Source organism: Desulforhopalus sp. (genome assembly GCA_030247675.1).
Taxonomy (GTDB): Bacteria; Desulfobacterota; Desulfobulbia; order Desulfobulbales; family Desulfocapsaceae; genus Desulforhopalus_A.
Map to the genome: position 1 here is coordinate 283,824 of JAOTRX010000003.1, position 26,243 is coordinate 310,066.

Below are 26,243 nucleotides of genomic sequence, written 5' to 3' on the forward strand. Positions count from 1 at the left end.
GGAATCAGAGTATTATTCAACCATTCCCGCCCAGGCCTTGCCGGCAAACCAATAGTCATGGCGTTCCTTCAGCCAGCCTTCCATGGACACGATGGTAATCCAGCTATTGAAAAATGCCAGGCTGTCCGGGTCGCCCTTGCGCAGGGCAAAGCCGATCGGCTCCTGGGTGAAGGTGCCCTTGATCGGCAGAAACAGCGAATCGGCGTATTCTACCGCCTCAAAGGCCGGGCGTGGTGCCGAGCCGACGACTGCATGCACCTTGCCGTTGCGCAGCTCCTGGTAGGCCTGCGGCTCGGTGTCGAACTGGCGCAGCGTCGCCTTGGGGATAAATTTCTTGGCAGCAGCAGCGGCGGAGGTGCCGAGTTTCACGGCAATCTGCACATCCGGGCGGTTGAAGCTCTCCAGGGAATCAAAGCCTGCGGCGAGCGTCTTGTGGGCGACGATGCCCATGCCGGAATAATCGTAAGGATTGGAGAAATTCACCTGCAGGGCGCGTTGGGCGGTGATACCCATGCCGCCGATGATGACGTCGAATTTGCCGGTCAAAAGCGCCGGGATGATCCCCGACCAGGCGGTGGGCACGAATTCGACCTTCACCCCCATGTCCTCGGCGAGACGGGTGGCGACGTCGATCTCAAAACCGATCAGTTTGCCGGTTTTATCCTTCATCGCCCAGGGCTGGAAGATGTCCATGCCGACCTTGAGGACGCCGCGTTGTTTCACCGCCTCGATGGTGCTGGCGGCGGCGAGTTCCTGCTGCGGCGTGGCGGCGGTGGCATTGCTGCCAATACACAGCGCGGCAATACCGAAGATGATCGTGAGGAGTGCTGACTGAATTGGTTTCATACCGGGCTCCTGTAAAGGGTGTTTGCGGTTTGCTGGTGAAGTAACGGGCTATTTCATGGCAATTTAAGTCGTTTTTCCAGGATGCCAACCACCAGCGACAAAATGAGGGTGACGGCGAAGTACATTGCCGCCACGGTAAACCAGATTTCAAAGGTCAGGTAGGATTCGGCGATGATTGCCTGGGCCTGCATGGTCAGATCGTAGATGGCGATGGTGCTGACCAGGGCCGAATCCTTGATCAGCGATATTGCCTGACTGGCAAGTGGCGGCAATACCGTGCGGATAGCCTGGGGGATGATGATGTGCCGGTAGGTGGCAAAGGTGGTAAGGCCAAGGCTGCGGGCCGCCTCAAGCTGCCCTTCGGCCACCGATTCTATCCCTGCCCGGAAGATTTCCGCGGCATAGGCGCCTTCAAAGAGGCTGAGGGCAAGGATCGCCGCCGGCAGGCGTTCGAGGCCAAAGGCCGGGCCGAGGACGAAGTAGATGAAAAAAATCTGGATGAGCAGCGGCGTATTGCGGCTGGTTTCCACATAGACGACGGCAAGGCCGCGGCCGACAAAGGACCTGGAAAGCCTGCAGATGGCGGTGATAAGGCCAAAGACCAGGGCAAGGCACAGGCCGGCCAGCGAGATGGCCAGGGTCATCTTCAGGCCGACAAGGAGGGGCCCGGCAACGATACCTGCATCGGTAATGGATATCAGGTAGCGGGGGATTCGGTACCATTGCCAGTTGTAACCGACACGGCCGGCACTCTCGGCAAGCAGCCAGAGAAGGCCGGCGACAAGAAGGCAAAACTGCAGCACGTCGACAAGCGGTGAGCGGCGAAATCCAGCCCAGAGAGGTGGGGTCGCCTGGGCTGGACGGTGCGGATTAGTGGCGGCGCTGTGCCCGGAACGTGCCTGGAGCGGTTTTTCCCCAGCGGGCGGCATCAGCAGGCTACGATATATTCTTGCGGCCCAGCTGCTCCCTGGCCATTTCCGAGATGGTGCGGAAATCAATCTTGCCGCTGCCCATCTTCGGCAGGTTTTCCCAAACCAGGAAGATCTTCGGCAGGGCGATCGGCGTCAGGTGGGCGGCCATCTGCTTGAGTACCGCCTTTTCGTCGAGCGGCGTCGTCACCACCGCGACGATCCTCGCCCCCTTGATGGCGTCGGGGATCTCAACGACGCAGCAATGGCTGTCTTCGGGCAGGTATTTTTCCAGAATATCCTCTATTTTCACCAAAGAGACCATCTCGCCGCCGATCTTGACAAAGCGCTTCAGCCGGCCGACATGCCAGAGATAGCCGTCCTCGTCGATATTGCCCATGTCGCCGGTGTCGTACCAGCCGTGGCGGATGTGCAGGGAGGTCTGCTCGAAGTCGTTGAAATAGCCCTTCATGACGCTGTCACCCTTGACCAGGATGCGGCCATCCTCGCCCCTCGCGCATTCCTCGCCGGACTGGTAGTTTTCGATGCGCACCTTCAGGCCGGGGATCGGTTTGCCGACGCTGCCCGGCCGGTTGAATTCCGGGGTGTTGACGGAGATGACGGGAGAACACTCGGTGGCCCCGTAACCTTCGTAGATGGTCAGGTTATGCCGCGTCTTGAATCCTTCGCGCAGGGCGTCCGGACATTTATCGGCGCCGGTCATGGCAATGCGCAGGGAGGCATAATCGCCATCCTCGGATTTACGCAGGTAGCCCCAGAAAAACGACGGGGTGCCGACCAGGAAGGTAGCCTTGTTGTCCCTGATGATGGTGTTGATTTTCTTGAAGTCTAAGGGGTTGGCATAGGTGAGCATGGTCATGCCGTGGTGGATCGGCAGCCAGAAGGTGGTCATCAGGCCAAAGACATGGAAATACGGCAGGGTGCACATAAAGATGTCTTCGCTGCGGAAGTTGAAGATCGGCGACACCGCGGCGATATTGGCCAGGATATTTTTATGGGTGAGCTGCACCGCCTTGGGATCCTTTTCGCTGCCGCTGGTAAAAAGAATGACCGCCGTGTCGTTCTCATCGCCACCATGGACGAGCTTTTTGATCAGGGCGGCGGGTAGGGCGGCGGTGGCGGCGGCGACGAGCTTCTGGGGCCCGGTGATGCCGGCCATGATATCCTCGATGTAGATCATGCCGTCAACATGGGCGCATTCGATCTTTTCCAGCAGGGCCTTGGAGGTGATGATGGTCTTGAAGTCACACTTTCGCTGGGCGTATTTGGCGTTGTGCTCGGCGCCGGTGGAGTAGTTGATCATCACCGGGATGCGGCCGCTCATCAGCACGCCGACCTTGGCGAGGATGCAACCGGCGGAGGTCGGCAGCATGATGCCGGTGAAACCCTGGTCGAATTTCTGGAAATACCTGGTGAGAATCAGGCTGGCGATCAGGGCACGGGAGTAGGTGATTTCTCTGGATGTCGTGAAATCGTTGATTGCCAGTTTCTTCCCGAACTTCTTGGCGATGTCGATAAACTCGTGATGTAACAGCACCGGCGCCTCCGAACGAATGCAAAGGGTTTGCGGTTGTCCCGGCCGCCCGCCACGGATGGGATGGCCTGGCCGGAGGGGAACAAAGCATCAGCTCCAACTACCATTTTTTAATTGACTTGGCAACTGCAACGGCAAGGCTGTCGTTGTTCGATCGGAGAGGTTGGGGACTGGGATGCTCTTTGTGGTCAGGAAAGGTGGCGTGTCGGGTGGACAATGAGGCGGGATATCAATGGGTTTCTGGTGGGGCGAGAGGTGATTGGTCCGGTTCGCAGTCGGCGATGTCGGTGATCGATTTCGGCAGCTCGTTTTTAATTTGGACACCCAAATCCCGCAATTGTTCAGCGTGGGCGACGAGATTGCCGCGGCCGCGGGTCAGTTTCAGAAAGGCAGTATCGTAGGTGGCATGGCAGGTGGCCAGCTGCTTGCCGATTTTTTCCATCTCCAGGGCAAAGCTCCGGAATTTATCGTACATCAGGCCGGCGCGCCGGGCGATTTCCTGGGAATTCTTGCTTTGCTGCTCGTACTGCCAGATATTTTCAATGGTTCTGAGCGTTGCCAGAAGGGTGGTCGGGGTGACGATGATGACGTTGCTGGCCAGGGCATCGCTGAGGATGGATTCGTCCTCTGCGACCACTGCGGCAAAGGCCGACTCGATGGGCATGAACATCAGGACGAAATCAAGAGAATGAATGCCCGCAAGGCCCGGGTAGTTCTTGCCGCCAAGGGTGGCGATATGGTCGCGCACCGCCCTGGTCAGCTGGGCAAGATGACTGGCCCGTTCGCCTTCTTCGGCGCAGTTGATAAACCGCTCCCAACTGACCAGCGAGACCTTTGAGTCAACGATGATATCCCGGCCTTCCGGCAGATGGATGATGACGTCGGGTTTCAGCAGGCGGTTGCCGTCGTCGCGAAAACCGCCCTGGGTATGGTATTCCTGGCCGAGGCGCAGGCCGGATTTTTCAAGTACCCGGCTGAGGACCAGTTCTCCCCAGTTGCCCTGGACTTTAGTGTCGCTTTTCAAGGCGCGGGTGAGGTTCATTGCCTCGTGGTTGATCTGCTGGTTGAGGTCGCGGAGCTGGAGGATCTCGCTCTTGAGTGATTGGCGTTCGCGGCTGTCAATGCGGTAGATCTCGCCGATTTCCTGCTTGAAGGCGGTGAGCTGGAGGTTGAAGGGCTGGAGGATCGCTTCCAGGCGGTCTTTGTTCAGTTCGCTGAAGCGGGCGCTTTTTTCGTCGAAGATCTGCTGGGCCAGACCGGCAAAGCGCAAACTGAGCTCCTCGCGGGCGTCTTCCAGGAGTTGCAGCTTTTCGTCGGCGTTCTTTCGCTCATTTTTCAGGAGGGTGCTTAGCTCCGCGATATGAATTTCCTGCTGGGTAGTGCGCTGTTCGGCGAGGGCAAGCTTTTGGCCTTTTTCATTCAGTCGTCGGTGTAGCCGACAAAGATACACTGCTCCAAAGAACACCGCGAAAAACAGCACGGTGAAGCCTGCGGCAAAAAGCAGGAGAAGGATTGGAAGGGAAAAAGCCTGCGGTAGAATTTTTAATAGGGCGGCGGTTATATCCGCGGCAAACTCATTCATGCCGCCGCCCTGCGGTACTACTAGCTCTCATCATCTCAACCAAGGGCCACATCGAGGGTCATCATGATGGCAAACCCGAGCATGACACCGATCGTCGGGATGTCGGAATGCTTGTTGGCCCGCGACTCGGGGATCAGTTCTTCGGCGACGACATAGATCATTGCGCCTGCGGCAAAGGACAGGGCGTAGGGTAAAAGAGGCTGCATGACCAGGACGGCGGCGGCGCCGATGACTCCGGCGATCGGTTCGACCATCCCGGAAAACTGGCCGTAGATAAAACTCTTGGTTCGCGACATCCCTTCACGGCGCAGAGGTACCGAAACCGCAGCTCCTTCCGGGAAATTCTGGATGCCGATACCAATAGCCAGGGCAAAGGCTGCCCCAAGGGAGGCGGCTGGATGACCGGCGGCGGCAGCGCCAAAGGCCACACCCACCGCCAGGCCCTCCGGAATATTGTGCAGGGTGATCGCCAACACCAGGAGGACCGAGCGCTGCCAGCTGGTTTTGATCCCCTCCGCATCCCCTTCCGGGAAGCCGGGATGGAGATGGGGCAGTATCTTGTCTACCCCCCAGAGGAAGAATCCGCCGCTGAGAAAACCGATCAGCGGCGGCAGCCAGGCGATGCCGCCGGCGGATTCGACCATCTCGATGGCCGGCGCCAGGAGCGACCAAAAACTTGCGGCAATCATGACGCCGGCGGCAAAGCCGAGCATGCCGTCCATGACCTTTCGCTCGATATTTTTAAAGAAAAATACCAGGGATGCACCCAAAGCAGTCAAAAACCAGGTGAACCCCGTGCCGCAGAGTGCCTGCAGGACCGGCGATAATTGCCCAAACCATTGTTCCATATTCGGAGATCCTTGTTGTCGGTCAGTTCGTTGTCAACAGGCTTTGTCTAAAGAGCCCAAGGCCTTTCCCGGCCGCCGATGATGTGCAGATGGATATGGAACACCTCCTGCCCGGCCTTCTTGCCGTTATTGAAGATGATCCGGAAGCCGTCGGCAACGCCGTTTTCTTTGGCCAGCTGGCTGCCGATACGGATGAGTTTGCCGATGACCCGGTCGTCTTCTTCCTGGACATCCACCGGCATGGCGATATGTTTCTTGGGGATGACCAGAATGTGTACCGGCGCCTGTGGGGCGATATCCCAGAAGGCCAGCACCTCGTCATCTTCATAGAGCTTTTTGGCGGGAATCTTCCCCGCCACAATCTTGCAAAAGATACAGTCATTCATAGCCTGTTCTCCTTGTTGGGTTATTGGTCCGGCGCGGGCGCGGGATTGATAAGGGGCCACAAGATCGTTATATACAATAACGGACAGGTTTCGTAAATGGCTTGTCGAGTTAGGCGGGTGGGCAGGGGCAATGAAGGTCAGGCGACGATCTGAATGGCTGGTGTGGAAGGCCCCCTGTCGTTTGTCCGCCGGATATTACTGCATCTTTCGCCAGCCCTCGCCGATAAAACGTTTTTCCCTTCTGATGCCCCATTCTTTCATGGCCTGCATATAGGCCCGGATATCGGTCTTGGCAAGGGCCTGGATCTCCTCCCGTTCGCGGTTGCGGGTTATGGTGTCGTCGGGAGTTATGCCTACCCAGGTCACGTAGCCTCGGTCGAACACCCAGCCGGCGGTCAACTGGTCGGCATCGATGCCGAAGCTTGCCGCATGGTTTCTGATGATATCCATATTCAGCACAAGGACCCAGCCGTTGTCCCAGACCATCTCGGCGCTGGTGGCGTCGCTGTCCTTGCTGCACTCCGGGCAGAAGAGAGTGGTAACGGATTGCTGGTTTAAAAGCATCTTGCCAAAAAATATCTCGGCAGTTTTCCGGCCGCATTGGCATTGCAAATGATAGCTGTCACACATGGCTGTCGTCTCCTTTGGTGTTGGTAGCGGCGGTGGCCGCAGTTTTTTTGCCTGCAGGCAATCCCTGTTTATTTACCCTGCAGCTCAAGCCGTTCGAGGAATCTCCGGTATTTGGCGGTGTCGAGGGCGAGGTTCCGGTCCGCCTCGGCAAATCTTGCCGCAAGTTCCGTTTTTTCGGTATCGGTCAACTGGCCGTCAAGCCAGGGGAAAAGCGTTTCATCCTCCTTATGGATATGCTCGGTGAGGAGCGCCGCATATTGCCGCAGGCTGGAGGCCAAGACCTCAGTGTCTTTTGTGGCGAGGGCGCGAAGCATGTCCTGGACCAGCCCTCTGCCCTGCCGGTGATCGTCATAGACCACCTGGAAGATGTCGGCAGAGGTGTCAAAGCAGGTAAAGAGGATGTCTTCCTCCTTGCCGTGATGGAGGCGGTCGGCGTAGCAGCGGATGAGGTCGATACCGTCTTCGACGACCTGGCGGCCGGCGGCCGAGCTCAGGTCAAGGTTTGCCGCCACCGCCGGTATCATTGCCAGCCAGCGCTTGATGAGGGTATGCTCGTCAACGAGGACCTGCATTGGCGGGGAATAGCGGATTTCTTTTGCCGGTACAGGTTGCGGTGCCGCCAGTGTCTTTCCGGCAAGCCCTCTTTCCGGATAGATCTCGACCTCGATGCGGCGCATCAGTTGTCCCTCCGCCTCTTTGTCGATCCGGTGGATATCGAGGATATCCTTCAGCCGGCAGATGCCCACCGTGCACGGGCCACAGCCGATGCCATAGTCCTCGAGGATCCGTGCTACTCCGGGAAACTGGTTGATGATGTCCTTGATACCCTTGTTTGCGTATTGGTCCATGGCTGGCCTCCTTGTGGTCGCGCAGGTTATTGGTCGTATGGACTCATCCTAGCAGGGGTGGAGGGGGCGGTCCTTGATCTGGATCAAAACCGGAGGATTTTTTCAGGCCGGGGGGTGGATATTATCCGATTACCGCATTTGCCGGGGCCAACCTCCTGGCCGGAGAATGAAGTGCCGCAAGGTTGCTGTTGGGCTAAATTGGTGTTATCCTTTTGAACCAGAGAGTGCACTGGATGACTTAAAATCACCCATTTTGCCGGGAAAGGAGGCAATGCATGGACGATCAGCTGCGAAGCCGCGAGGAACTCCTCGTTGAGCTTGAGGAGTTGCGAGGAAGGCTCGCCGGGACAACTGCAGCATCAGCAAGTGCCAGCCCCGTTGCGGCGGATGGCAAGGGACCTCCGGATGCCGGGTTGGCCTGGGAGAGGGTCTTCGATACCATCGGCAGTGCCATCTGGATCATGGATGGCCAGTGCCGGATTCACCACGCCAACAAGGCCTGCGAGGGGATATTCAAGAAGCCGGTTGCCGATATGATTGGCCGGCATTGCTGGCAAGTCGCCCACGCAGCCGGCAAGCCTATTGACGGCTGTCCGGTGTCCAAGGCGGTTGCCACGAAGAAACGGCAGGCCCTGGAGCTGGAGCAGAATGGCCGGTGGCTGGAGGTGGTTGTCGATGTCCTTCATGATCCCTTCGGGGTGGTCAGCGGTTTTATCCATATTGTCAATGACATCACCGATAAAAAGGAGATGGAGGTGCTGATCCGGGACAGTGAAGAGCGGTACCGGAACATCTTTCAAAACAATCACGCCGTGCTGTTGATCATTAATTCGGAAAGCGGCCGTATTGTCGACGCCAATCCCGCCGCCTGCCGGTATTATGGATACACCTTACCGGCGATACGGGAAATGCGTATCACCGATATCAACACCCTGACTCCTGAGCAGGTCTTTGAAGAAATGGCCCGCGCCAAGGCGGAGCAGCGGATGTATTTCAATTTCTCACATCGTCTGGCCAGTGGCGAAGTCCGGCCGGTTGAGGTGTACAGCGGCCCGATAGTCCTAAACGGCAAACAGCTGCTGTATTCAATTGTCCACGACATCAGCGACCGGAAAAAAGTGGAAGAGGAGCGGGAGCGGCTCATTGTCGAATTGCGCGATGCCCTGGTGAAGATCAAGGCCCTCAGCGGTTTGCTGCCCATCTGCGCGTCGTGCAAAAAGATCCGGGATGACCGGGGATGCTGGAAGCAGATGGAAACCTATATCATGGAACACTCCGAAGCCGACTTTACCCACAGCATCTGCCCGGATTGCGCGGAGCGGTTGTATCCGGGGTATTTCTCAGACTCCGATTGACGGCTGCGGTCTTTCCGTCCGCGATAGTCGAATCCCCCCAGCCGGCCACGTTCAGGTCAGGCGGTATTTCTCCCGCAGGCTCCTGGAAAGGTGGTTGACCATGGCAAAGGCCTTGGCGACCGTTTGCCCGCCGTCCTGATTGACCAGGCAGCAGGTGGCAGGCGACAGCAGGCTCCGTGACAGGAGATATTCGATATCCAGGCCCTTCTTGCAGAGGTGCTGCCAGATGCCTTCCAGTTTCATACTGAGAAAACCCAGGCTCTCTTTGGAGAAGGCCTCAAAGCCCGTGGGAATGATGCCCCAGACGATGGTGCCGCCACGGTCGAGAAATTTCAGGATCGATCCGCTGCAGGTGGAAAAGATCTCGGCGTTGGTATAGATGTCCATGGACAGGACATCCATATCGAGACCGAGGAGAAAGTCCCAGTCGGGGTTGCCGCAGAGGTGGATGCCGCGCGGCCCGTCGACCATGGCAAAAAAGGCGTCGAGGTCGGTCTTGGCCGTTTGTTCGCCGTAGCCGGACATCGCCGAAAAGATAAACTGCAGGCCCGGTTCGTCGATGAACATGAAGGCGTTCGGGTTGCGCTCTTGCAGGCGGGCAAGCTGGACATTGATTCTCTTGGCCATAAACTCAAACATAAAGGGCCGGATCGAATCATCAAAAAGAATCGGCCGGTTGTCCTGGTCAAGGACATTGAAGCCAAAGCTCACCGGCCCTTCCAGCTGGCCGCGGATTGCCGGTTTGGCCGCGAGATCCCGCGTCAGATACTGGTGGTACACCTGCGAATAGGTGGGGCTGATATCAAAATACGACGGCTCGTCAAAGTGGCTCATGGTCTCTTCAAACTCGCCGGCAAACTTGTCCATGGAAAAGCGCAGGGTCTTCTTCTCCAGATCGAGGACGATGCCCGGGAAATGCTCCGCCGCCTGGACATACATGTCTTCGTAATAGTTGAGATTGGGCAGTTGCGGCCAAAACGGCACATCAAGGGTCAGGGCGAGATCAAGGGCCTCGCCGACATTTTTATGGGGCATGACGGCCATGGCCGTGGTCAAGAGGTTTCCGGGAATCGGCATCTTGGCTCCTTAGAGAATTTTTAGCCCACATGAGCCCCTACAGCAGGCCCTGCTCCCTGGCGTTGCGCTCGGCAGCCTGGCGCAGGCCGTCGCTGATGCTCGGATAGACGTGGACGGTTGTGGCGAGGTCGGTGACGGTCAGGCCGAAACGTACCGCAAGCGTTGCCTCCTGGATGATGTCGGCGGCGCGCGGACAGAGCATCTGCACGCCGAGAACCTTGCCGCTGCCCCGTTCGGCGGACAGCAGAACGCCGCCCAGCAGCTCGCCCATAACGTGGGCCTTGGGGATCTGATCGAGCTGCAGATAGGTGGTGACGACCCGGTAGCCGTGCGTCTCCGCCTGACTGTGGGTGAGGCCGACGGTCGCGAATTCCGGGTCGACGAAGACGGCCATCGGCGAGAAGCGGTGATCGATGGTGTGACCGGCTTGGGGATAGAGCATGTTCCTGACGGCGATCTGCGCCTCCCGCGCGCCGTTTGGCGCGACCATCGGCGGGCCGGTGACATCGCCTGCCGCCCAGATGCCGGGAACGCTGGTGCGCAGCTGGCTATCGACGGTGATGAAGCCGCTCCCATCGGTGGCGACGCCGATCTCCTCGAGGCCGATGCCCTTGGTTGCCGGTTCGGTACCGATAGCCAGCATCAGCCGCTCAGCGACAAAGGCCACTTCAACCCCGCCAATGAGGGCGTAGAGGCAGGTCTTGTCACCAACCTTTTCAACCCGCTCGGCCACGATGTCGCAAAAGATCTCCACCCCGTCGCGCTGCAGCATCTGCTTGAACTGCTCGGTGAGCCGCTCGTCGAACTCGGCCAACAGGCGCGGGCCGCGCTCAAGGATGGTCACCTGGGAACCAAAGCGGGCGAACATCTGGCCCATTTCCAGGGCAATAACCCCACCGCCGAGGATGGTGATCGATGCTGGGAAACAGGGAAGGTGCAAGGCGCTGTAGCTGTTGAGGGCGCTCACCCCGTCGAGGCCGGGCAGGGCGACGGAGCGCGGCCTGCCGCCGGTGGCGATGAGGAAGTGCGGTGCCCGGTAGAGTTGGTCATCAACCTGAATTTCCCGGCGGGAAACAAATCGGCCGCGACCACGGATTAAGGTCATCCCGGCGGTACTGTTGAGTTCTCGTTGGTAGTGGCTGGTGCGAATGGTTTCTACCGCCGCTTCTTTCAGCGGCATCAGCGTCCCACAATCCGGGGCTCCGGCGCGGAGGTTCAGGCCCCAGCGCATGCCCTTGCGGGCCGCGTAATACATTTCCGCCTTGTGGATCAGGGTCTTGCTGGGGATGCACCCCCAGTTGACGCAGGTGCCGCCGGGTTGCGACTGCTCGACCAGCAGCACCTTCTTGCCGGCGGCGGCAGCTATTCGCGCCCCGGCAAAGGCAGTGGTGCCGGCACCGAGGACGATGATATCGTATTCGTGGGTCATAAGGTGTCCTCTTCCTTCTGGATATTTTGTGGCCCGCTGCCGGATTGTTTTCCCTGATGGTATCTTGGCAGATGTTATAGGTGATCTCCTTGACCTGGGTCAACGATGTCCCCGATACTGTGTTTAATAATGAAGTCTAAACAAGTCAACTGCTGGGCGAGGACTATGCCGGGGCCCTGGACAGAAAGTGATTGTTGCGGACAGCAGGACTGTTCCGACGAAGATATCGTGCAGCGAACGGGGCTCGGCCAGGCTGCAAAAAAAATGGGCGATCAGTGCCGGAACGAGTGTCCGGCAGATTGATGCCGATTTCCGGGCGCCGGCTCCGCAGCCCCTGGCCGATTGGCGAACCCTGGTGCCACCGCGGCATGCCGGCAACGGCAGTCAGGAATTGTATAACAACCGGAGCGACAGGGAAGAGTACAAGGACGGCACGGCATTTTCCAGCTATGAGCACGCTTCCCAGGTCAAGGATCTGGGCAATGGCTGGTACAGCATCTCCTTTCACTCCATCGGGAGTGAATATTCCTCGGCATCGGCCGACAGAGACACCTCAAGTTTTTATGCAGGTTTGAGTTTCGGTATTCCTTTTTTTAACACAAAGCCGGGCGGTGATATGGTGCCGCTGGTGTTCTCCAATGAAAAAGGCGGGATGGATAACCATCCCGCCTTTTTTGTGCCGGTTTTCCAATCTCGGGCTACTGTTTTGGATAGGTGAAGATCAGCCTGCCGTCTTTCTCGCCGATCAGCGTTTCGCCGCCTTTGACCAGGCTGCCGAAGAGGATCTCCTCGGTAAGGCTGTCGCCGATTTCCTTCATGATCAGGCGCCTGAGCGGCCGTGCCCCGTAATCGGGGTCGTAGCCTTTTTTGGCAAGATAGGTGCGGGCTTCCGGGCTGAGTTTGATGGTCACCTTTTTCTCCGCCAGCTGCGTCTCCAATTCGCCGATGAGCTTATCGACCACCCGCTCGGTGGCGGCATGGTCAAGGGAGCTGAAGGAGACGATGGCATCAAGGCGGTTGCGGAACTCGGGGGCAAAGAGTTTGTTAATGGCGGTCTGGTCCTTGCCCTTCTTGCTGCCGACAAAGCCGATGCTCCGGCCGGCCAGCTCCCGGGCCCCGGCATTGGTGGTCATGATGATGATGACGTTGCGAAAATCGGCCTTGCGCCCGGAGTTGTCAGTGAGCGTCGAGTGGTCCATGACCTGGAGGAGGATGGAGAAGATGTCCGGGTGGGCCTTTTCGATCTCGTCAAAGAGCAGCACCGTATATGGGTGTTTGCGGATGGCCTCGGTGAGGAGGCCGCCCTGGTCAAAACCGACATAGCCGGGCGGCGAGCCGATGAGGCGCGCTACCGCATGTTTTTCCATGTATTCGCTCATGTCGAAGCGCTCGAAATGGACGTTGAGGATGGCCGCCAGCTGCCGCGCCACCTCGGTCTTGCCGACACCGGTAGGACCGGCAAAGAGGAAGCTGCCGGTGGGGGAGTCGGGGTTGCCGAGCCCCGCTCGCGACCTCTTTACCGCCGAGGTTACGGCGCCGATGGCCTCATCCTGGCCGAAGACCACCGCCTTCAGGCGTGGCTCCAGCTCGTGCAGCTCATGGATCTCCGAGCTGGAACTGGACTTGGCGGGGATCCTGGCAATCTTCGACACCACCTTTTCGATGTCGCTGACCTTCACCACCGAGCCCTGCCGGCCCTCCAGGCGGAAGAAGGACCCGACCTCGTCCATGACGTCGATGGCCTTGTCGGGGAGGAAGCGGTCGTTGATAAAGCGAAACGACAGCTCGGCCATAGCCTTGACCGCCTTCTGCGAGTAGCGGACCTGGTGGTGGTCTTCGTATTTTTTCTGCAGCCCTTTGAGAATGAGATGGGTGTCGTCAACCGTCGGTTCGGTGATGTCGATCTTCTGGAAGCGCCGCGACAGGGCCCGGTCCTTTTCGATCTGGTTTTTGTATTCCTCGTAGGTCGTCGAGCCGATGCAGCGCAAAAGACCTGCCTGAAGGGCCGGTTTGAGGAGATTGGATGCGTCCATCGAGCCGCCGCTGGTCGCCCCCGCCCCAACGATGGTGTGCATCTCGTCGATGAAGAGGATGGCGTTTTCTTTTTTCTCGATGGCCGAAACGACGCTTTTCAGGCGTTTTTCGAAATCGCCGCGGTATTTAGTGCCGGCGACCAGGGTCCCCATATCGAGGAGGTGGATCTCGACGTCCTGCAGCAGATCGGGCACCTGCGCCGCTTCGCCTTTCGCCCGGGCCTCTTTGTCCTGGTGGATGCGCAGTGCCAGTCCCTCGGCCATAGCGGTCTTGCCGACGCCCGGTTCGCCGACGAGCAGCGGGTTGTTCTTCTTGCGGCGGCACAGCACCTGCATGATCCGGCTGATCTCGTCATCGCGGCCGATGAGGGGGTCGATCTTGCCGGCTGCGGCAAGGTCGGCCAGATTGATGGTAAATTCCTCCAGTGCCTTGGCGTCTTTTCCGGCCTTTTGCTGGTGGTCGATATCACCAGGCGGGGCGGCGAATGGCTCCTTCTGCAGGCCTTCGGCCGGGAGTTCGTGGGAGATGAAGTTCATCACCTCCATCTTGCCGACACCCACCGAGGTGAGGAAATACACCGCATGCGACTCCTCCTCGGAGAGGATCGACACCAGCACGTCGCCGCTGTCCACCTGGTTTTTCCCGCAACTCTGCACATGCGCCACCGCCCGCTGGAGAACCCTGTTGAAGGCGATGGTCTGGGCCGGTTCCATTGATCCGCCGGCGGAAAGAGTTGGAATATCCTTGAGGAAAAATTTTTCCAGACGGTCCTTGAGGATCTGGGTCGAGCCGCCGCATTGGTTGATTATATAGCTGGTTAGTTCGTCATGCAGAAGACCATAGAGCATGTGTTCAACGGTCACATACTCGTGATTATGGTTTTTTGCCTCTCGTATCGCCATGATCAGGGCTTTTTCCAGTGTTTTGCTCAGCATAGTTTTCCGGGTGTGCTTGTGGGGAAATAAAATTCCGACCTATATCGTTTCCATCGAACAGCGCAATGGGAACTCGTGTTTTTTCGCCAGGTGGTGCACCAGGGAGATCTTTGTTTCGCAGATTTCCTTGGTGTACACTCCGGCGACTCCTACCCCCTCGTGGTGGACATTAAGCATTATTTTGGTTGCGTCAGGGGTCGACTTCTGAAATACGTTTTCGAGAATGGAGATGACGAATTCCATGGTGGTGTAATCGTCGTTATGCAGCAGCACCTTGTACATCGGCGGTTCTCTGGTCTCGATTTTGTCCTTGGTTAAAACTGATCCTTCGCTGTGATGTTTGTGTTCGGCCATGGTCGTGCATTTGAGGTTAGGCGTTTATCGTTATGGGGCTGACCCGCAGGCCAGGGGCCCTGTACTGGTGTCTCTTCAATATACCACAGAATTGCCTCTACCGGGTACTTTGGGCGAACCTTTTGCCATCGCCAGGAGGAGCTCCTCGATAACAAGCCGCGACGGCAACGGCGAGCCCTTGAGGCGAAACTCGGCGTCGAGGAGCATCGACATCCACCGCTTGAGACCGGCGCAGGAGTACTCGGAGGCCTTGCTGAAACTCATGAACAGGGCGTAGGGGTGGCCCTGCAGGAGGTCGGCCAGGTCCTCCTCCGCTTTCAGGGCCGGGAGATAGGTGTTCTGGAAGTCCCGGGCGTTCATAGTGCTGCGCCAGGCGGGGAATTCACGCATCTGCAGAGAGCGGAAGATGAGCTGCTTTTTTAGGTAATTGCGCAGAGTCGAGAGGATCGCCAGCTCATGGATTCCCTGTTCGAGGAGGTGGGAGAGGATGGTGAGCAGCCGGTCCGCCTGGCGTTTGCCGAGGGCGTCGGTCAGCTCGTAAAGGGCGTCTTCCCGGTTGCGACTGACCATCTCCTCGACATCGGCGGCGGTGATCATCGGCCGGTCGGAGATGTAGTGGGCCAGTTTCTCCGTCTCCACCACCACCGCCACCGGATGGAAACCGACCCGCTCAAAAAACAGCTCGACTGCCCGGGGCTCGATCTTCTTTCCCAGCTCGGTGAGGGTCTTCTGCATCATCTCGCGGAGGACTTCCTTTTGCTCGGTCTGGGCTGCAGCACTGGCACCGACGGCTACCGAACAGTCGACAACGGTGCCGTGTTTTTTCAGGTAGGTAAACAATTTCTGGCGCTTATCAACGGTTTCGGCGGTAAGGATGAGGACGTTTTGCTTCGGGACGCCCTTTTCGAAGGCCTCGATATAGCGTTCAGCGATATTGGCGGCGGCTGCCTGCTTGATGTCGCCGCCGTCGGCCAGGAGCTGGTCGGCCCACTGCAGGTTGTCACCCGGTTTGGTAAAGCCGAAGAGCGTTTGCCACTCTGCCTGGGGGATCTCGGAAAAGGCCGCCTGCCCTTCGACTTGCAGACCAACCGCCTGGGCCATGCTCTGCAGGTGGTTGCGCGCCTGGCCAGAGTTGCCTCCCTGGAAGGCCTGTACCGCCTTTACCCAAATCTCCTCCACTACCGTCTTGCTGTGGAAGATCCGACTGTCGGTGACTCGGAAGATCTGGCGGCCGGGCAACAGGCTGAAATTCATCAGCCGGGAAAGCGTCCGGCCCGGATCTTCCCGGTCGCCGTCGATGGCATTAACCGCCCCGGCGGCTCCCGCGAGAAGCTTTGCCTGCAGAAGATCGGCCGCCTCGCGACAGAGAAACCGTTCGCCGAAAAACAGAAAAAGCTGCGAGGCAAGGGCGGGCGATTTCTCCTTCAGCGCCTCCTGCAGTTCCGTCCTTTTAATCAGTGTCATGATGGGTATCTCGTCAGTATTTCAGGCAGATGCCGAAAAGTTCAGCCGGGCAAGGGCCGGTGCGGAGCTGCCACATAAGGGCATACTATAGGACTTTTTGCCGGGAAGGGAAAGGGCGGAGTCAGGTACCCTCGTTTGGCGGCCAGGCGTACCGAAATCCTCTGGAATCAGGCTTAGTCATCGTTTTGCCGGCGGAAAAGGCAGGAACAGGCAACGACCGGTAGGGTACCGTGTCATGGAATTCTCTTGCGGTATGGCGAGTGGTGGCGGTATCCTTGGCCGGTCTTGAAAATGTCCTTTCATTTTGATGCGGGGAGGGCGAGTGTTGTGGCCGGTGCCACAGAAAAGAGGATCCATTCTTGCCGGGAGTACAATGAAATCCATGAGAAGGCCCACCGTTGTCGCTGGTATCGTCAGCCCCTGCCGGCCAGTGCCGCTCGCCATTGTTCGGCCGGAATATGCCTATACCGGTGTTCCGGCACCCTACAGGCTTTCCTGTATCAAGCGATCAGCCGAGGAGATAGAGCGGATGCGCAAGGCCGGCAAGGTGGCACGGCAGGTGCTGGATACGGTGCTTGCCGCAGTCCGTCCGGGAATTTCCACCGACGAACTGGACGGCATCGCCCATCAGTGCGCCATCGACCATGATGCCTACCCAAGCCCCCTCAATTATATCGGCTTTCCCAAATCGATGTGCACCTCGGTAAACGAGGTGGTGGTCCACGGTATTCCCGACAGCCGGGTCCTGGTGGCGGGGGACATTGTCAACTGCGATGTCACCGTCTTCGCCCATGGCATGCACGCCGATTGTTCCGAGACGGTCTTTGCCGGTGCGGTCGACGCCTTGGGGAAAAAGCTGGTGCAGGTGACCTGGGAGTGTCTGCTGCTGGCGATAGATCAGGTCCGGTCGGGGCAATATTTCAACGCCATCGGCCGGGTTATCGAGGACCACGCCCGGCGAAACGGTTTCAGCGTCGTCCGCGAGTTTACCGGCCACGGTATTGGCGAAAACTTTCATATGGCCCCCTATGTCGCCCACTTCTATGAGCCGGAAAACACCATGCGCATGAAGGAAGGCATGACCTTCACCATCGAACCGATGCTTAATTTCGGTACCGCCGAATGCCATGTCTGGCCCGACACCTGGACGGCAGTCACCGCCGATCTGGCGCGCAGCGCCCAGTTCGAGCACACCCTCTTGGTAACCAAAGACGGCGTTGAAATTCTCACCGGCGGCCGCGAACCCTGGTTTTTGAAAAAACAATAATTCGCTCCACTGCTGTCCTGTTTTGGACAGCAGTGATGCAAATCCACAAATACCGGGAGACATACGTGCACCGAAAAAAATCCCAGGCCGGGAATGTAGAGTTTATCTGCCTTATGGCGGTGTTGATGTCCCTGGTGGCCTTAGCCATTGATGCGGTGCTGCCGGCTTTGACAAAGATCGGCGAGAGCCTGGGGGCGGAGAGTGCCAACAGCACCCAGCTCATTATCTCGGTCTTTTTTATCGGTATGTCTTTCGGTCAAATGATCTACGGTCCGATCTCCGATTCCTTTGGCCGCAAGAAAGCCTTGTATCTTGGTATGTTCATCTTTCTGCTCGGCAGTATCGTTTCTCTTGTTGCGACAACTTTTACCGCCATGCTGATCGGCAGGGCCTGCCAGGGCTTCGGCATTTCTTCCTGCCGGGTTATCGCCCTTGCCATGATCCGCGATAAATTTGAAGGTCGGGAAATGGCCCGGATCATGTCGCTGATCATGGCGTTCTTCATAATGGTGCCGGCCATTGCCCCCTCCCTGGGGCAACTCGTCCTTTTTTATGCCGACTGGCGGTCAATATTTTTGATGGTGGTGATTGTCGCTGTCGTTGGTTTTTTGGGGCTGTTTTTTCGGCAACCGGAGACCCTGCCCATAGAAAAGCGCCGGCCCTTCCGACCGGCGACCATTGCCGCCGGGATTGTTGAGACCTTGAAACATCCGTCGTCGCGATCCTATACCCTGGCCTCCGGGATGATCTTCGGAGCCTTTCTCAGCTATCTCAGCTCGGCGCCCCAGATTCTTCAGGTTCAGTATGGCCTGGGCGATGCATTTTCTTTATATTTCGGTGGATTGGCGATGGCACTCGGCGTTTCATCGTTTTTCACTTCAAAGCTGGTTATGCGATTCGGCATGGAAAAACTGAGTTTTTTCGCATTAATACTTCTTTCTCTGATTTCCGCGCTGTTTTCATTGTATGCATGGACTGTCGCCGGGCATCCGCCGCTTATCTCTTTCATGGCCTATCTGACTTTGGCGTTCTTGTGTTTCGGCGTGCTCTTCGGAGGATTTAATACCCTTGCCGTGCAGCCTTTGGGGCATATTGCCGGTGTTGCAACCTCGGTCATCAGTTCCGTGCAGACCCTACTGTCGGTGGCTGTCGGCGGGGTGATCGGGCAATGCTACAACGGCACGGTACTGCCCCTCGTCCTGGGATTTTTCCTGTGCGGGCTTACCTCGCTTGGTATCGTGATCTATGTGCGGAGATTTGTGGCAGGGGGCAGGCCGTAGGTAGGTCTGTTACCAAATTTATTGGGGTCGGAGTAAATTTATTCTTCCTTTCGCCACCCAACAGGCCGGCCACGTTTCTTTGCCGTCACCCGCCTGCCGGTTAAGGTCTCGATGTCCTCTTTGAATCGATCGTTGCCAAAAGCGAGGCCCTTGTTGACGTTTGTCCGTATTTCATGGAGCAAATCGCCTTCAAGACGTCGATCAAACAGGGCACGATAATTTTTTCTCCGCTCCTTAGCGGTGACACCCAGCGCCAGGTAAACCGGATGGGGCGTGCATAATCCGGAGCTAAGTCCCAATGCATTGACTTGATAGCTCGACCAGGGATAATCGGCGGGAGCCGCAACCATATCGGCTCTGACCGGATTGAACTCTATGTATCTGTACACTTCCAGCAGGTAGAGTTCTTCCTGGATCACACAGGATTTATAGCGGCCTTCCCACAGTGTCCCGGTTCGCTGATACTCGTGGTTGAAATAGCGCACATAGTGCCGTCCCAGCGACTGCATCATCCGGCTCAGTGCACCTTCCCGCCGAGGGGTGCATAACAGATGGACATGGTTGGACATCAATACCCAGGCGTGGATATCTACCATGCATTTTTTCGCATACTCGCTGAGCCATCCGCGATACGCCTCATAATCTTCCTCCGCCGCAAAGCAAAGCTGCCGATTATTACCGCGCTGGATGATATGAACCGGGACATTGGTCGGGGTGATTCTTGGTGGTCGGGCCATGGTGATCACCTGGTTGAGTGGGGGCTGTTGTTTGTTTGCAATAGTTTATACGGTTGGGTGGCGGATGACAATATTTAAATTTACTCTGACCCCGATATGCTTATTGCCTCAGTATTGAATGATATGAACCAGGACATCGATGGGGGTGATTTATGGTTGCCGGCTAATGGTGATTGCCGGAACGAGAGGGTTCTGTTGTTTTTTGCGACAACTTATATGGTTGTGTGGCGCATGACCATGTTTAAATTCACTCTGACCCCAGTAAGCGTTGAAAGTCGGTGAATTCAGATTCCAAGTGCACCACCTGAAACAGAGTTGAACACCTCATACGGAGTGCGATAGTTGAGGCACTTTCGTGGTCTATGATTGAGCATTTTTACCACCTTTGCAAGCTTGAAGTCAGATACTTTCAGAAAGTCAGTCCCTTTTGGGAAAAATCGTCTCAGCAAACCGTTGGTGTTTTCATTGGTTCCCCTTTCCCAACTTGCATACGGCTTGGCAAAATAAACCTGCATTGACAACTTGTCTTCCAGTTCACTGAACTTGGCATTTTCACTGCCATTATCCAGCGTGAGGGTTTTGCAATACTCTCTCGGTATATCATGAAAAAGAAGGAGACTTGCATCATTGAATGAAGACGCGGTGCCATCTTTTACCTTACAGGCGAGGAGGTATCGTGATCTGCGTTCAACATGGGTAACCAGTCGGCCTCGATGACGATAACCAACCATCGTGTCACCTTCCCAATCCCCGTATCGGGAGCGTTTTGCGACCACCTCAGGTCGAAGCGATATGTCTACCCGGTTGGGAATGAGGCCTCTCAATGATCCGTAACCCCTTTGTTTCTTGCGCTTTCTGTGTCTACGTATCAGGTAGCAAAAAAGGCTGCCGCCATGTACAGCGTCTTGGTATATCCACTGATAGATTGTTTCGTGGCTGATCCGCATCTTCTTTTTACGGTGTGGAAAGTCACGCTGAATTCTTTGCGAAATGATTTCAGGAGACCAGCCAAACTGAAGTCTCTCAATAACATATCGGTAGAGTTGTTTATTGGTTTTGCGCCGCATGTGCCGGGGAATTGATTTCCTCTTATGCGCATATGAGTGTGCGGCTCTATCGCAGTAGCAGCCGAATACCCGCTTGTTGCGTTTTATTTCTCTGGCGATGGTGGTGTGAGAACGGTTCAATCTTCGGCCTATTTCTCTCAAAGACAGACCTAATTGCAACAAATAGAAGAGACATATTCTCTCCCTTTGGATAAGATGAGTATAGGACATCGTTGGCTCCTGTTATTTGAAGTTGTCGCAAACCTCAACATACCAGACTTGCTAACGATGTCCTAACTCAGCATGTGTTGGTGCACTTTGATGTTGAATTCACTGTCTAAACCAGTAATGGTAGATTTTCGCAGCCTAAAAATTTATGTATACTCATGGTAACCCGCTTATGGGAAAACAACAACCAACGTTATCTAACCCACTGATATGAATTACATCATTAGGCGATTTCCAACTCTCTTGGCTATATGCTTATTATCTGCCGGAAGTGCAATGGCAGAAGATGTTGCAAACCCTTGGTCCGTTTCTGTCGGTGTCGGAATCCGTAACCTTGAAGCGAATTTCAAGTCCACCGCACCAACGATACTAGATTGGAGCAGCCTTATTCCTCGAAGAAGCAACGACGGGGAGATCGGATTTTACCAAGGGAATGAAGAAGTCGTCCGTTATGGTAATGGTGCCGTAGGAATGTTTGATTTTAGGGACGGTACCTGTACCTTTTTCGCTGACAGCCCATCCCAACTCGGCACAAATCCTAACTCAGTGAGCAACCGGAGGGATCCTGTCAGGACCATTTCATTCCGCTCTGATATATACAGCTATGCTGCAGATGTTTCACAACCTGGTGTGAACGCGTCAGATGACGAAACGAGTGCTTATCCATATATAGCAATTCGCTACAAGGGTCCGGGAATTCTCGGTGGAAACATTGGGTTGTTTAGCCAATACTCCTTTGCCCAGGGCGATTTTTCTTCTGGAAACAGAATATCCGCGCTAGCAAATATCCAAAAGACTCACGAGCAGTACAAAATCACCTATGACATTGATGAGTACTATGTTTGGTTCAGAGACATCGCAGCAAATATCCCGCTAGCCGATCCTGCTATGGGACTTGATGGTGTTGTTTGGGACTCAAATTATCATAATCAATACAGAGGGGAAGGCTCAAAAGGGCCGCGAAGATCCAAGTTAACAGATACAGAAAATGTTGCGGCCTTTGCCGCAATCACTCGTAGTACAGCCAGTGTTGATTTGCATGAACTGGCCTTGGCGCCCGAATGGCGGCAACAGAGAGATAGTTATTCATGGGGAGTGATTTTGGGACCAACTCTTAATGTTATTGATGCTGACATCAATAGCATGACCCAGTGGATCAACCACAATACCGGTCACGCGGTTGCTTCGGTTCGACAAAACTCAAAATCCGACCAGGAAGTGAAAATTGGCGTTATTCTCAGCTTTTCTTTTTCCTATAATATTGATGCAGCAGGCCGTTACTTTATTGAAGCAATGGGAGGTTACCATTGGTTGGATGATGTCGCTGTTGGTAGTAGTGAAGACAAGGTGTCCATCGATGCGAGCTCCGCTGATGTTTCTCTTGGTTTAGGGGTAAGATTTTAGCGGACAAAGCCACTCTCTCACAAGATCTTGCAAGTAAAAATCTCCTAGTTAGAATCAGAATAACGTTACATGTTGAGGTTTAAAATTACTCTGACCCCAATTAGACTGGGAATTGTGGGTATCTACATGATTTTAATCATATCATTTCATCTGCAATGCTAAATAGGCTTCCCCCATGAGTTGTGATATCGGCATTTTCTGCGGGCATATTTTTTCAGCTTCTGAATAATCGGCGCCAGGTATCTTGTTGCGAATCTCTAGGGGAATCTGCTCAAACCTTTTCGATATGAATGCCTGTATCATCTTCCCGTACCCTCTTGAATACATGAGCATTTCCATAATATTGAAGATGGGAATCCTTTCGGCATTCGCCGCATCGCAGAGACCGCATCGTCTACAGAAATACTGTCCCGTACTTTCAGCGTAGTCAGCTAATACCTTCCTAATTTCCGCGGCAAGTGGGCGCTCGTCCATCGCCGCTGCGGCATTTGATTGTAATATTCTTGAGTCGGACATAAGGGAGCAGACAGAGGTGAGATTGGTGTTCTGCCAGATCGATTGCAATTTCGCCTGCTCAAAGGACATGCCGTGAACAGCAAGAATGGTATGCGAATTCTCTTCATTGAGCGGAAGCTTTTGCAATTCTTCATTCTGCTGAACAGTCAGCCCCATGGACTTGACGGCAAATATCCCGATACCCTTTTCGTGACATTTGGATAAGGCATCCTCCAAGCTGTTGATGCTCTGCAACCGGTAATTATAGGCAGTTTGGACCCCGTCTATCCAGCCAAGATCGGCAGCACTGCTCAAACAGATGTCCATGTTTTTATGGGTGCAGAATCCAAAAAAGCGAATCTTCTTTTCCTTTTTGACCTTTTCAACCCATTTCCGTACATCGTCAGTGAGCACCTTGATACTATCCACCGGATGGATAGCCAAAAAATCTATATACGTGGTTCCGTTCTCTTGGAGCGCCTTGTCCAGTTGTTCCTGCATGACGGCCGGATCGGTTGAATAAACCTTCCCAGTTAAAAAGATAGTGTCCCGTATTTCCGGATGTTTTTTAAAATATTCACAATACACATTGCCGCTGATAAAGGAGACGATCTCCCAGCAGTCTATGCCATACTTCAGGGCTTCATCCAGTAAGGCCTGGCTGTCAGGGCCTGTAAAAGATCCGCCGCCAAGACAGAGTTTGGATATCTTGACGCCGCTATCTCCGAAGGTTCGTTTAGGAACAATAGTGTCGGTGCTGTATATCTTCATCACGTAAGGTTCCTTTCGTTAAATAAGGAATATATTGTAATATTATGATGTTATATGTGTAGTGACACTTTTTTGTGCATTTTCAAGTACTTCCACCTATCGCAGCATAGCGGTGTGCAGGGGGCAAAGTGAAACAGTTAATGCAGTCCGACAATCTCCGTATCGCGTAGCGCCCAGCGACCGAGAGGGGAGGGAGGTTGAGTGTCGAACTAGGCTTCACCAAAGCTTCCACCATGGCCTTCCTTTCGACTTATGCACAGCTTGAGTGCCAGACTCTTGAAATTGCCGCAATCGGTCATCAAGCAAGGCGCAGAGTTTTGGGAACTCTACGCTGCTTTCTGGTCCAAGGACTGCGCTTGGAACTTCGTCCGATACTTCTTTAAGATACCGGTTGTAGTACCATTTTGTGAATGCGTTACCTTTTTCATTCAAGTTCCACTCGCCAAACTTCCAGTCGAGATGCTTTTCAAAATACTCACCCGCCGACAATCGTCCATCTCGGACGGCAGCCAGCGCATCAGCGTCCGACCTCAGAAGATCTTCGGATAGGAAGTCCCTTTCAATGCACCACTTGAGATAGACCGCGATGTGCGTGCCGGCATACTGTTCGTCGAGGTTCAACTCGGCACAGCTATCGGTGTGCCAGTAGCCTTGGTCGTATGACATGGTTGCGTGTCCTAACACGAAAATAACCGGTTTATCCGGTGGTTTTTCAAGTTGGAATTATGAGGCATGTCTCAGCAATTCCGAAATGTAAACAAGTCATGCCTGCCCCCGATCTTTCGACGCCACTGAAGGGAGCGAGGTTGACCGCAGGGTTGGGGGTCATTTCCAGAATCTCCACCAAGGCTTGGAATCGGCAGACGAGGAGATCGTGCGGAGAACTTCGAAGCCTTGGTAGTTGATGCCAGGAATGTCTTCATCGTGTTTGAAACCGATAATTTCTTTGGCCGCGTTTAGTGGGATGTCGAAGTAGTGGTCAACGCCAGCCTTTTCGCCACCGTCCGCTTCTTGTGCTTCTTTGTGCTCCACTGCCATCTCTTCAAACCCGCGCGGCAGGATGCCGGAAGTTTTTAAGTGAATGGGGCTATTTTCACCGACATGTTCCGCACGCCATACCTGATTGCCACCGGCCCAATACTCGGCGGAGCTGAACATCACATGCTCCTCGATTGAGCAAGCAACTACGGGAAAGTACTCAGACAATGGCCCCAGAATTTTTGCTTGCAGGAAGCGGCTGTCGCATCCACGCGCAACGATGAGGAACCAATTTGTGGGGAGCGCATAGCCCGATAGAGGTTCCCTCGCGTATTCGCATGATTGACCAGTGCTGACGTAACCAAGCTGCTGGAGAGCCTCGATCGCGTCGGAGGTTTGAACTGCAAGTAAGGATAACGAGTAGCCCATGTTATGACTCCCAAAGTTAACAGAAATAACCAGCTTGGCTGGTTCATTTTATTGTTGGAAATGCAGTGGGTGTCCTTTGAATTACCCGAAATGTAAACAAGTCAAGCCTGACCTCAATCTTTGCCTGTGGTTACAGGCCAACAACCCTGTTCCAATCCGCTATATACATGTACATTCGTTGAAATTCGCTAGGCAATAACATTCTATTATGGGCAATGAAATTACGCGATTTTTCAAGCTCATCCATTCTCTGCTTAAGCCAGTGCTGGGAAGGAATGATAGATTCGAAGTGCTCCCACTTGTTTAAAATTATCTGAGCAAGATGTCCGAAATCTAAAAATCCGAGAAGATCTGTTTTTTCGCCTTCTAACCATGAGTCTTGATGGGCTGTTTGCTGCCGACTTTCAGCGTGTTGTTTTACTTTTTGTGGCAATTTTTCAAACCAATTTACACCTTCGTTTTCAGATAAAGTTTGTCTTATAAACTCACGCACATGATTCTCGAAAGAGAATAGAACAGCATAAAGCCTCGCCATTTCAAGAGCGTTGTTTCTTAAGTTAACCGGGAATGCTGCCAACGCTTCTGCCAAAAGACGCTCTTCCGTTTCGGTTTGATCTGCCCCAATCTTGATTCCTGCTTTTTGAAAAACAGATGCTTCAGCTTCAAACAAAAGCCCCCTAAACATGAAGTCTCTTAGTTCCTTGTACATCAAAATAGATGCTCCTTCAGTGACTTGAATATTGCGTTATAAACTTCAATATCCTTTGTTGCAGGCAAATGTATTTGAATATTGTAATGCAACCCAGGTGTTTTAATGTGAACCGGTGGTGCACTTGCAGGAGCCTCGGTTACCACACTCGATGGTTCTTGAGTTTCTGTTGACTCAGAGATTTTCTTTGCAGAAAATTTTACCTTTAAATCTGCCAAATCCAGAAGAGCAAAAAATGTGCGCCTCATATTCAAAGCAACATTATCACTTGCGTTGTGATAGCTCTTAAACTTTCCTTCAATGGCAGATTGATCTGCTGATGTCGGATGTTCTTTTATTAGAAAAATATCTGCATATGCTTCCTTTAATGCTTCACCCATAATTCGCTTGGATTGAGAATGATCGCGGTAGTCTTTGTAACGCGCAGTGGGTTTGCCGTCTGGCGTTAAAAATCCAAGAGCCTTTAGCAATGGTATATATGCCCTCTGTTTATTCGACTTAAAACCTAGGTCAATTAAGAATTGATGTGTGAACTGAGGCGGAGCCTGCCCATCTCTCAGCTTGCTAAAAAACTCGCCAAGCTTACCATAAGCTTCTGTATATGCATTTGATAAGGCCAATTTTGTCTACTTTCTTAATTCACATAAC

General features: G+C 54.7%; 25 protein-coding genes. 5 read left to right on the plus strand and 20 right to left on the minus strand.

Annotated features, from left to right (window positions below):
* Positions 1-12: 12 nt before the first annotated feature.
* The 8 genes from OEL83_08535 to OEL83_08570 form a co-directional block, all read right to left on the minus strand.
* Entirely contained in the window at positions 13-846 is an 834-nt protein-coding gene (locus OEL83_08535) for a transporter substrate-binding domain-containing protein (GenBank protein ID MDK9707082.1), read from the minus strand.
* 53 nt (positions 847-899) lie between these two features.
* Positions 900-1,775 carry an amino acid ABC transporter permease gene (locus OEL83_08540; protein ID MDK9707083.1) on the minus strand — a complete coding sequence of 292 codons (876 nt, stop codon included), beginning with the start codon at positions 1,773-1,775 and terminating at the stop codon, positions 900-902.
* 7 nt (positions 1,776-1,782) lie between these two features.
* Positions 1,783-3,312 (minus strand): AMP-binding protein, encoded by a 1,530-nt coding sequence (locus OEL83_08545; protein ID MDK9707084.1) that lies wholly within the window; start codon positions 3,310-3,312, stop codon positions 1,783-1,785.
* Between the two features lie 226 nt (positions 3,313-3,538).
* Entirely contained in the window at positions 3,539-4,891 is a 1,353-nt protein-coding gene (rmuC, locus tag OEL83_08550; GenBank protein ID MDK9707085.1) for a DNA recombination protein RmuC, read from the minus strand.
* A gap of 35 nt (positions 4,892-4,926) precedes the next feature.
* Positions 4,927-5,739, minus strand: a complete 813-nt coding sequence (locus tag OEL83_08555) for a ZIP family metal transporter (protein MDK9707086.1) — start codon at positions 5,737-5,739, stop codon at positions 4,927-4,929.
* Positions 5,740-5,786: 47 nt separating this feature from the next.
* Entirely contained in the window at positions 5,787-6,125 is a 339-nt protein-coding gene (locus OEL83_08560) for a histidine triad nucleotide-binding protein (GenBank protein ID MDK9707087.1), read from the minus strand.
* Positions 6,126-6,320: 195 nt separating this feature from the next.
* A complete protein-coding gene (locus tag OEL83_08565) occupies positions 6,321-6,755 on the minus strand; it encodes a hypothetical protein (protein MDK9707088.1) in 435 nt (144 codons plus the stop codon).
* A 68-nt stretch (positions 6,756-6,823) separates the two neighbouring features.
* Positions 6,824-7,603 carry a hemerythrin domain-containing protein gene (locus tag OEL83_08570; GenBank protein ID MDK9707089.1) on the minus strand — a complete coding sequence of 260 codons (780 nt, stop codon included), beginning with the start codon at positions 7,601-7,603 and terminating at the stop codon, positions 6,824-6,826.
* A gap of 275 nt (positions 7,604-7,878) precedes the next feature.
* On the opposite strand from OEL83_08570, the gene OEL83_08575 reads away from it, so the two are divergent.
* Positions 7,879-8,958 carry a PAS domain S-box protein gene (locus tag OEL83_08575; protein MDK9707090.1) on the plus strand — a complete coding sequence of 360 codons (1,080 nt, stop codon included), beginning with the start codon at positions 7,879-7,881 and terminating at the stop codon, positions 8,956-8,958.
* A gap of 51 nt (positions 8,959-9,009) precedes the next feature.
* Here OEL83_08575 and OEL83_08580 read toward each other — a convergent pair whose 3' ends face one another.
* Positions 9,010-10,035: a hypothetical protein gene (locus OEL83_08580; protein MDK9707091.1), complete on the minus strand. Its 1,026-nt coding sequence runs from the start codon at positions 10,033-10,035 to the stop codon at positions 9,010-9,012.
* Positions 10,036-10,072: 37 nt separating this feature from the next.
* A complete protein-coding gene (locus OEL83_08585; protein ID MDK9707092.1) occupies positions 10,073-11,464 on the minus strand; it encodes an NAD(P)/FAD-dependent oxidoreductase in 1,392 nt (463 codons plus the stop codon).
* A gap of 187 nt (positions 11,465-11,651) precedes the next feature.
* On the opposite strand from OEL83_08585, the gene OEL83_08590 reads away from it, so the two are divergent.
* A complete protein-coding gene (locus OEL83_08590; GenBank protein ID MDK9707093.1) occupies positions 11,652-12,182 on the plus strand; it encodes a hypothetical protein in 531 nt (176 codons plus the stop codon).
* Here OEL83_08590 and clpA read toward each other — a convergent pair.
* The 3 genes from clpA to OEL83_08605 form a co-directional block, all read right to left on the minus strand.
* Positions 12,163-14,433 (minus strand): ATP-dependent Clp protease ATP-binding subunit ClpA, encoded by a 2,271-nt coding sequence (clpA, locus tag OEL83_08595; GenBank protein ID MDK9707094.1) that lies wholly within the window; start codon positions 14,431-14,433, stop codon positions 12,163-12,165. The two genes, OEL83_08590 and clpA, sit on opposite strands and share 20 nt — an antisense overlap.
* Before the next feature lie 39 nt (positions 14,434-14,472).
* A complete protein-coding gene (gene clpS, locus OEL83_08600) occupies positions 14,473-14,787 on the minus strand; it encodes an ATP-dependent Clp protease adapter ClpS (protein ID MDK9707095.1) in 315 nt (104 codons plus the stop codon).
* 75 nt (positions 14,788-14,862) lie between these two features.
* Entirely contained in the window at positions 14,863-16,251 is a 1,389-nt protein-coding gene (locus OEL83_08605) for a DNA polymerase III subunit delta (protein ID MDK9707096.1), read from the minus strand.
* 382 nt (positions 16,252-16,633) lie between these two features.
* On the opposite strand from OEL83_08605, the gene map reads away from it, so the two are divergent.
* Both map and OEL83_08615 read left to right on the plus strand, forming a co-directional pair.
* On the plus strand, positions 16,634-17,518 hold the full coding sequence (gene map / locus OEL83_08610; GenBank protein ID MDK9707097.1) for a type I methionyl aminopeptidase: 885 nt from the start codon (positions 16,634-16,636) through the stop codon (positions 17,516-17,518).
* A 65-nt stretch (positions 17,519-17,583) separates the two neighbouring features.
* The gene (locus OEL83_08615) at positions 17,584-18,798 is read left to right on the plus strand and encodes a multidrug effflux MFS transporter (GenBank protein MDK9707098.1); all 1,215 of its coding nucleotides are present in this window, start codon (positions 17,584-17,586) and stop codon (positions 18,796-18,798) included.
* A 38-nt stretch (positions 18,799-18,836) separates the two neighbouring features.
* Here the strand turns inward: OEL83_08615 and OEL83_08620 are convergent, their stop codons facing one another.
* Complete coding sequence (locus tag OEL83_08620; GenBank protein MDK9707099.1) at positions 18,837-19,535, minus strand: transposase; 699 nt, start codon at positions 19,533-19,535, stop codon at positions 18,837-18,839.
* Between the two features lie 284 nt (positions 19,536-19,819).
* Positions 19,820-20,812: an IS30 family transposase gene (locus OEL83_08625; protein ID MDK9707100.1), complete on the minus strand. Its 993-nt coding sequence runs from the start codon at positions 20,810-20,812 to the stop codon at positions 19,820-19,822.
* A 273-nt stretch (positions 20,813-21,085) separates the two neighbouring features.
* Here OEL83_08625 and OEL83_08630 point away from each other — a divergent pair, with 273 nt between their 5' ends.
* Positions 21,086-22,213: a hypothetical protein gene (locus OEL83_08630; GenBank protein ID MDK9707101.1), complete on the plus strand. Its 1,128-nt coding sequence runs from the start codon at positions 21,086-21,088 to the stop codon at positions 22,211-22,213.
* A 141-nt stretch (positions 22,214-22,354) separates the two neighbouring features.
* Here OEL83_08630 and OEL83_08635 read toward each other — a convergent pair whose 3' ends face one another.
* The 5 genes from OEL83_08635 to OEL83_08655 all read right to left on the minus strand — a co-directional run bounded on the left by OEL83_08635 (position 22,355) and on the right by OEL83_08655 (position 26,215).
* The gene (locus OEL83_08635; GenBank protein MDK9707102.1) at positions 22,355-23,479 is read right to left on the minus strand and encodes an aldo/keto reductase; all 1,125 of its coding nucleotides are present in this window, start codon (positions 23,477-23,479) and stop codon (positions 22,355-22,357) included.
* Between the two features lie 216 nt (positions 23,480-23,695).
* The gene (locus OEL83_08640; GenBank protein MDK9707103.1) at positions 23,696-24,145 is read right to left on the minus strand and encodes a hypothetical protein; all 450 of its coding nucleotides are present in this window, start codon (positions 24,143-24,145) and stop codon (positions 23,696-23,698) included.
* A gap of 159 nt (positions 24,146-24,304) precedes the next feature.
* Positions 24,305-24,886 carry a hypothetical protein gene (locus tag OEL83_08645; protein MDK9707104.1) on the minus strand — a complete coding sequence of 194 codons (582 nt, stop codon included), beginning with the start codon at positions 24,884-24,886 and terminating at the stop codon, positions 24,305-24,307.
* A 130-nt stretch (positions 24,887-25,016) separates the two neighbouring features.
* A complete protein-coding gene (locus OEL83_08650) occupies positions 25,017-25,595 on the minus strand; it encodes a Swt1 family HEPN domain-containing protein (GenBank protein MDK9707105.1) in 579 nt (192 codons plus the stop codon).
* Positions 25,595-26,215 (minus strand): DUF5343 domain-containing protein, encoded by a 621-nt coding sequence (locus tag OEL83_08655; GenBank protein MDK9707106.1) that lies wholly within the window; start codon positions 26,213-26,215, stop codon positions 25,595-25,597. Before OEL83_08655 ends, OEL83_08650 begins: the two co-directional genes overlap by 1 nt.
* Positions 26,216-26,243 lie beyond the last annotated feature (28 nt).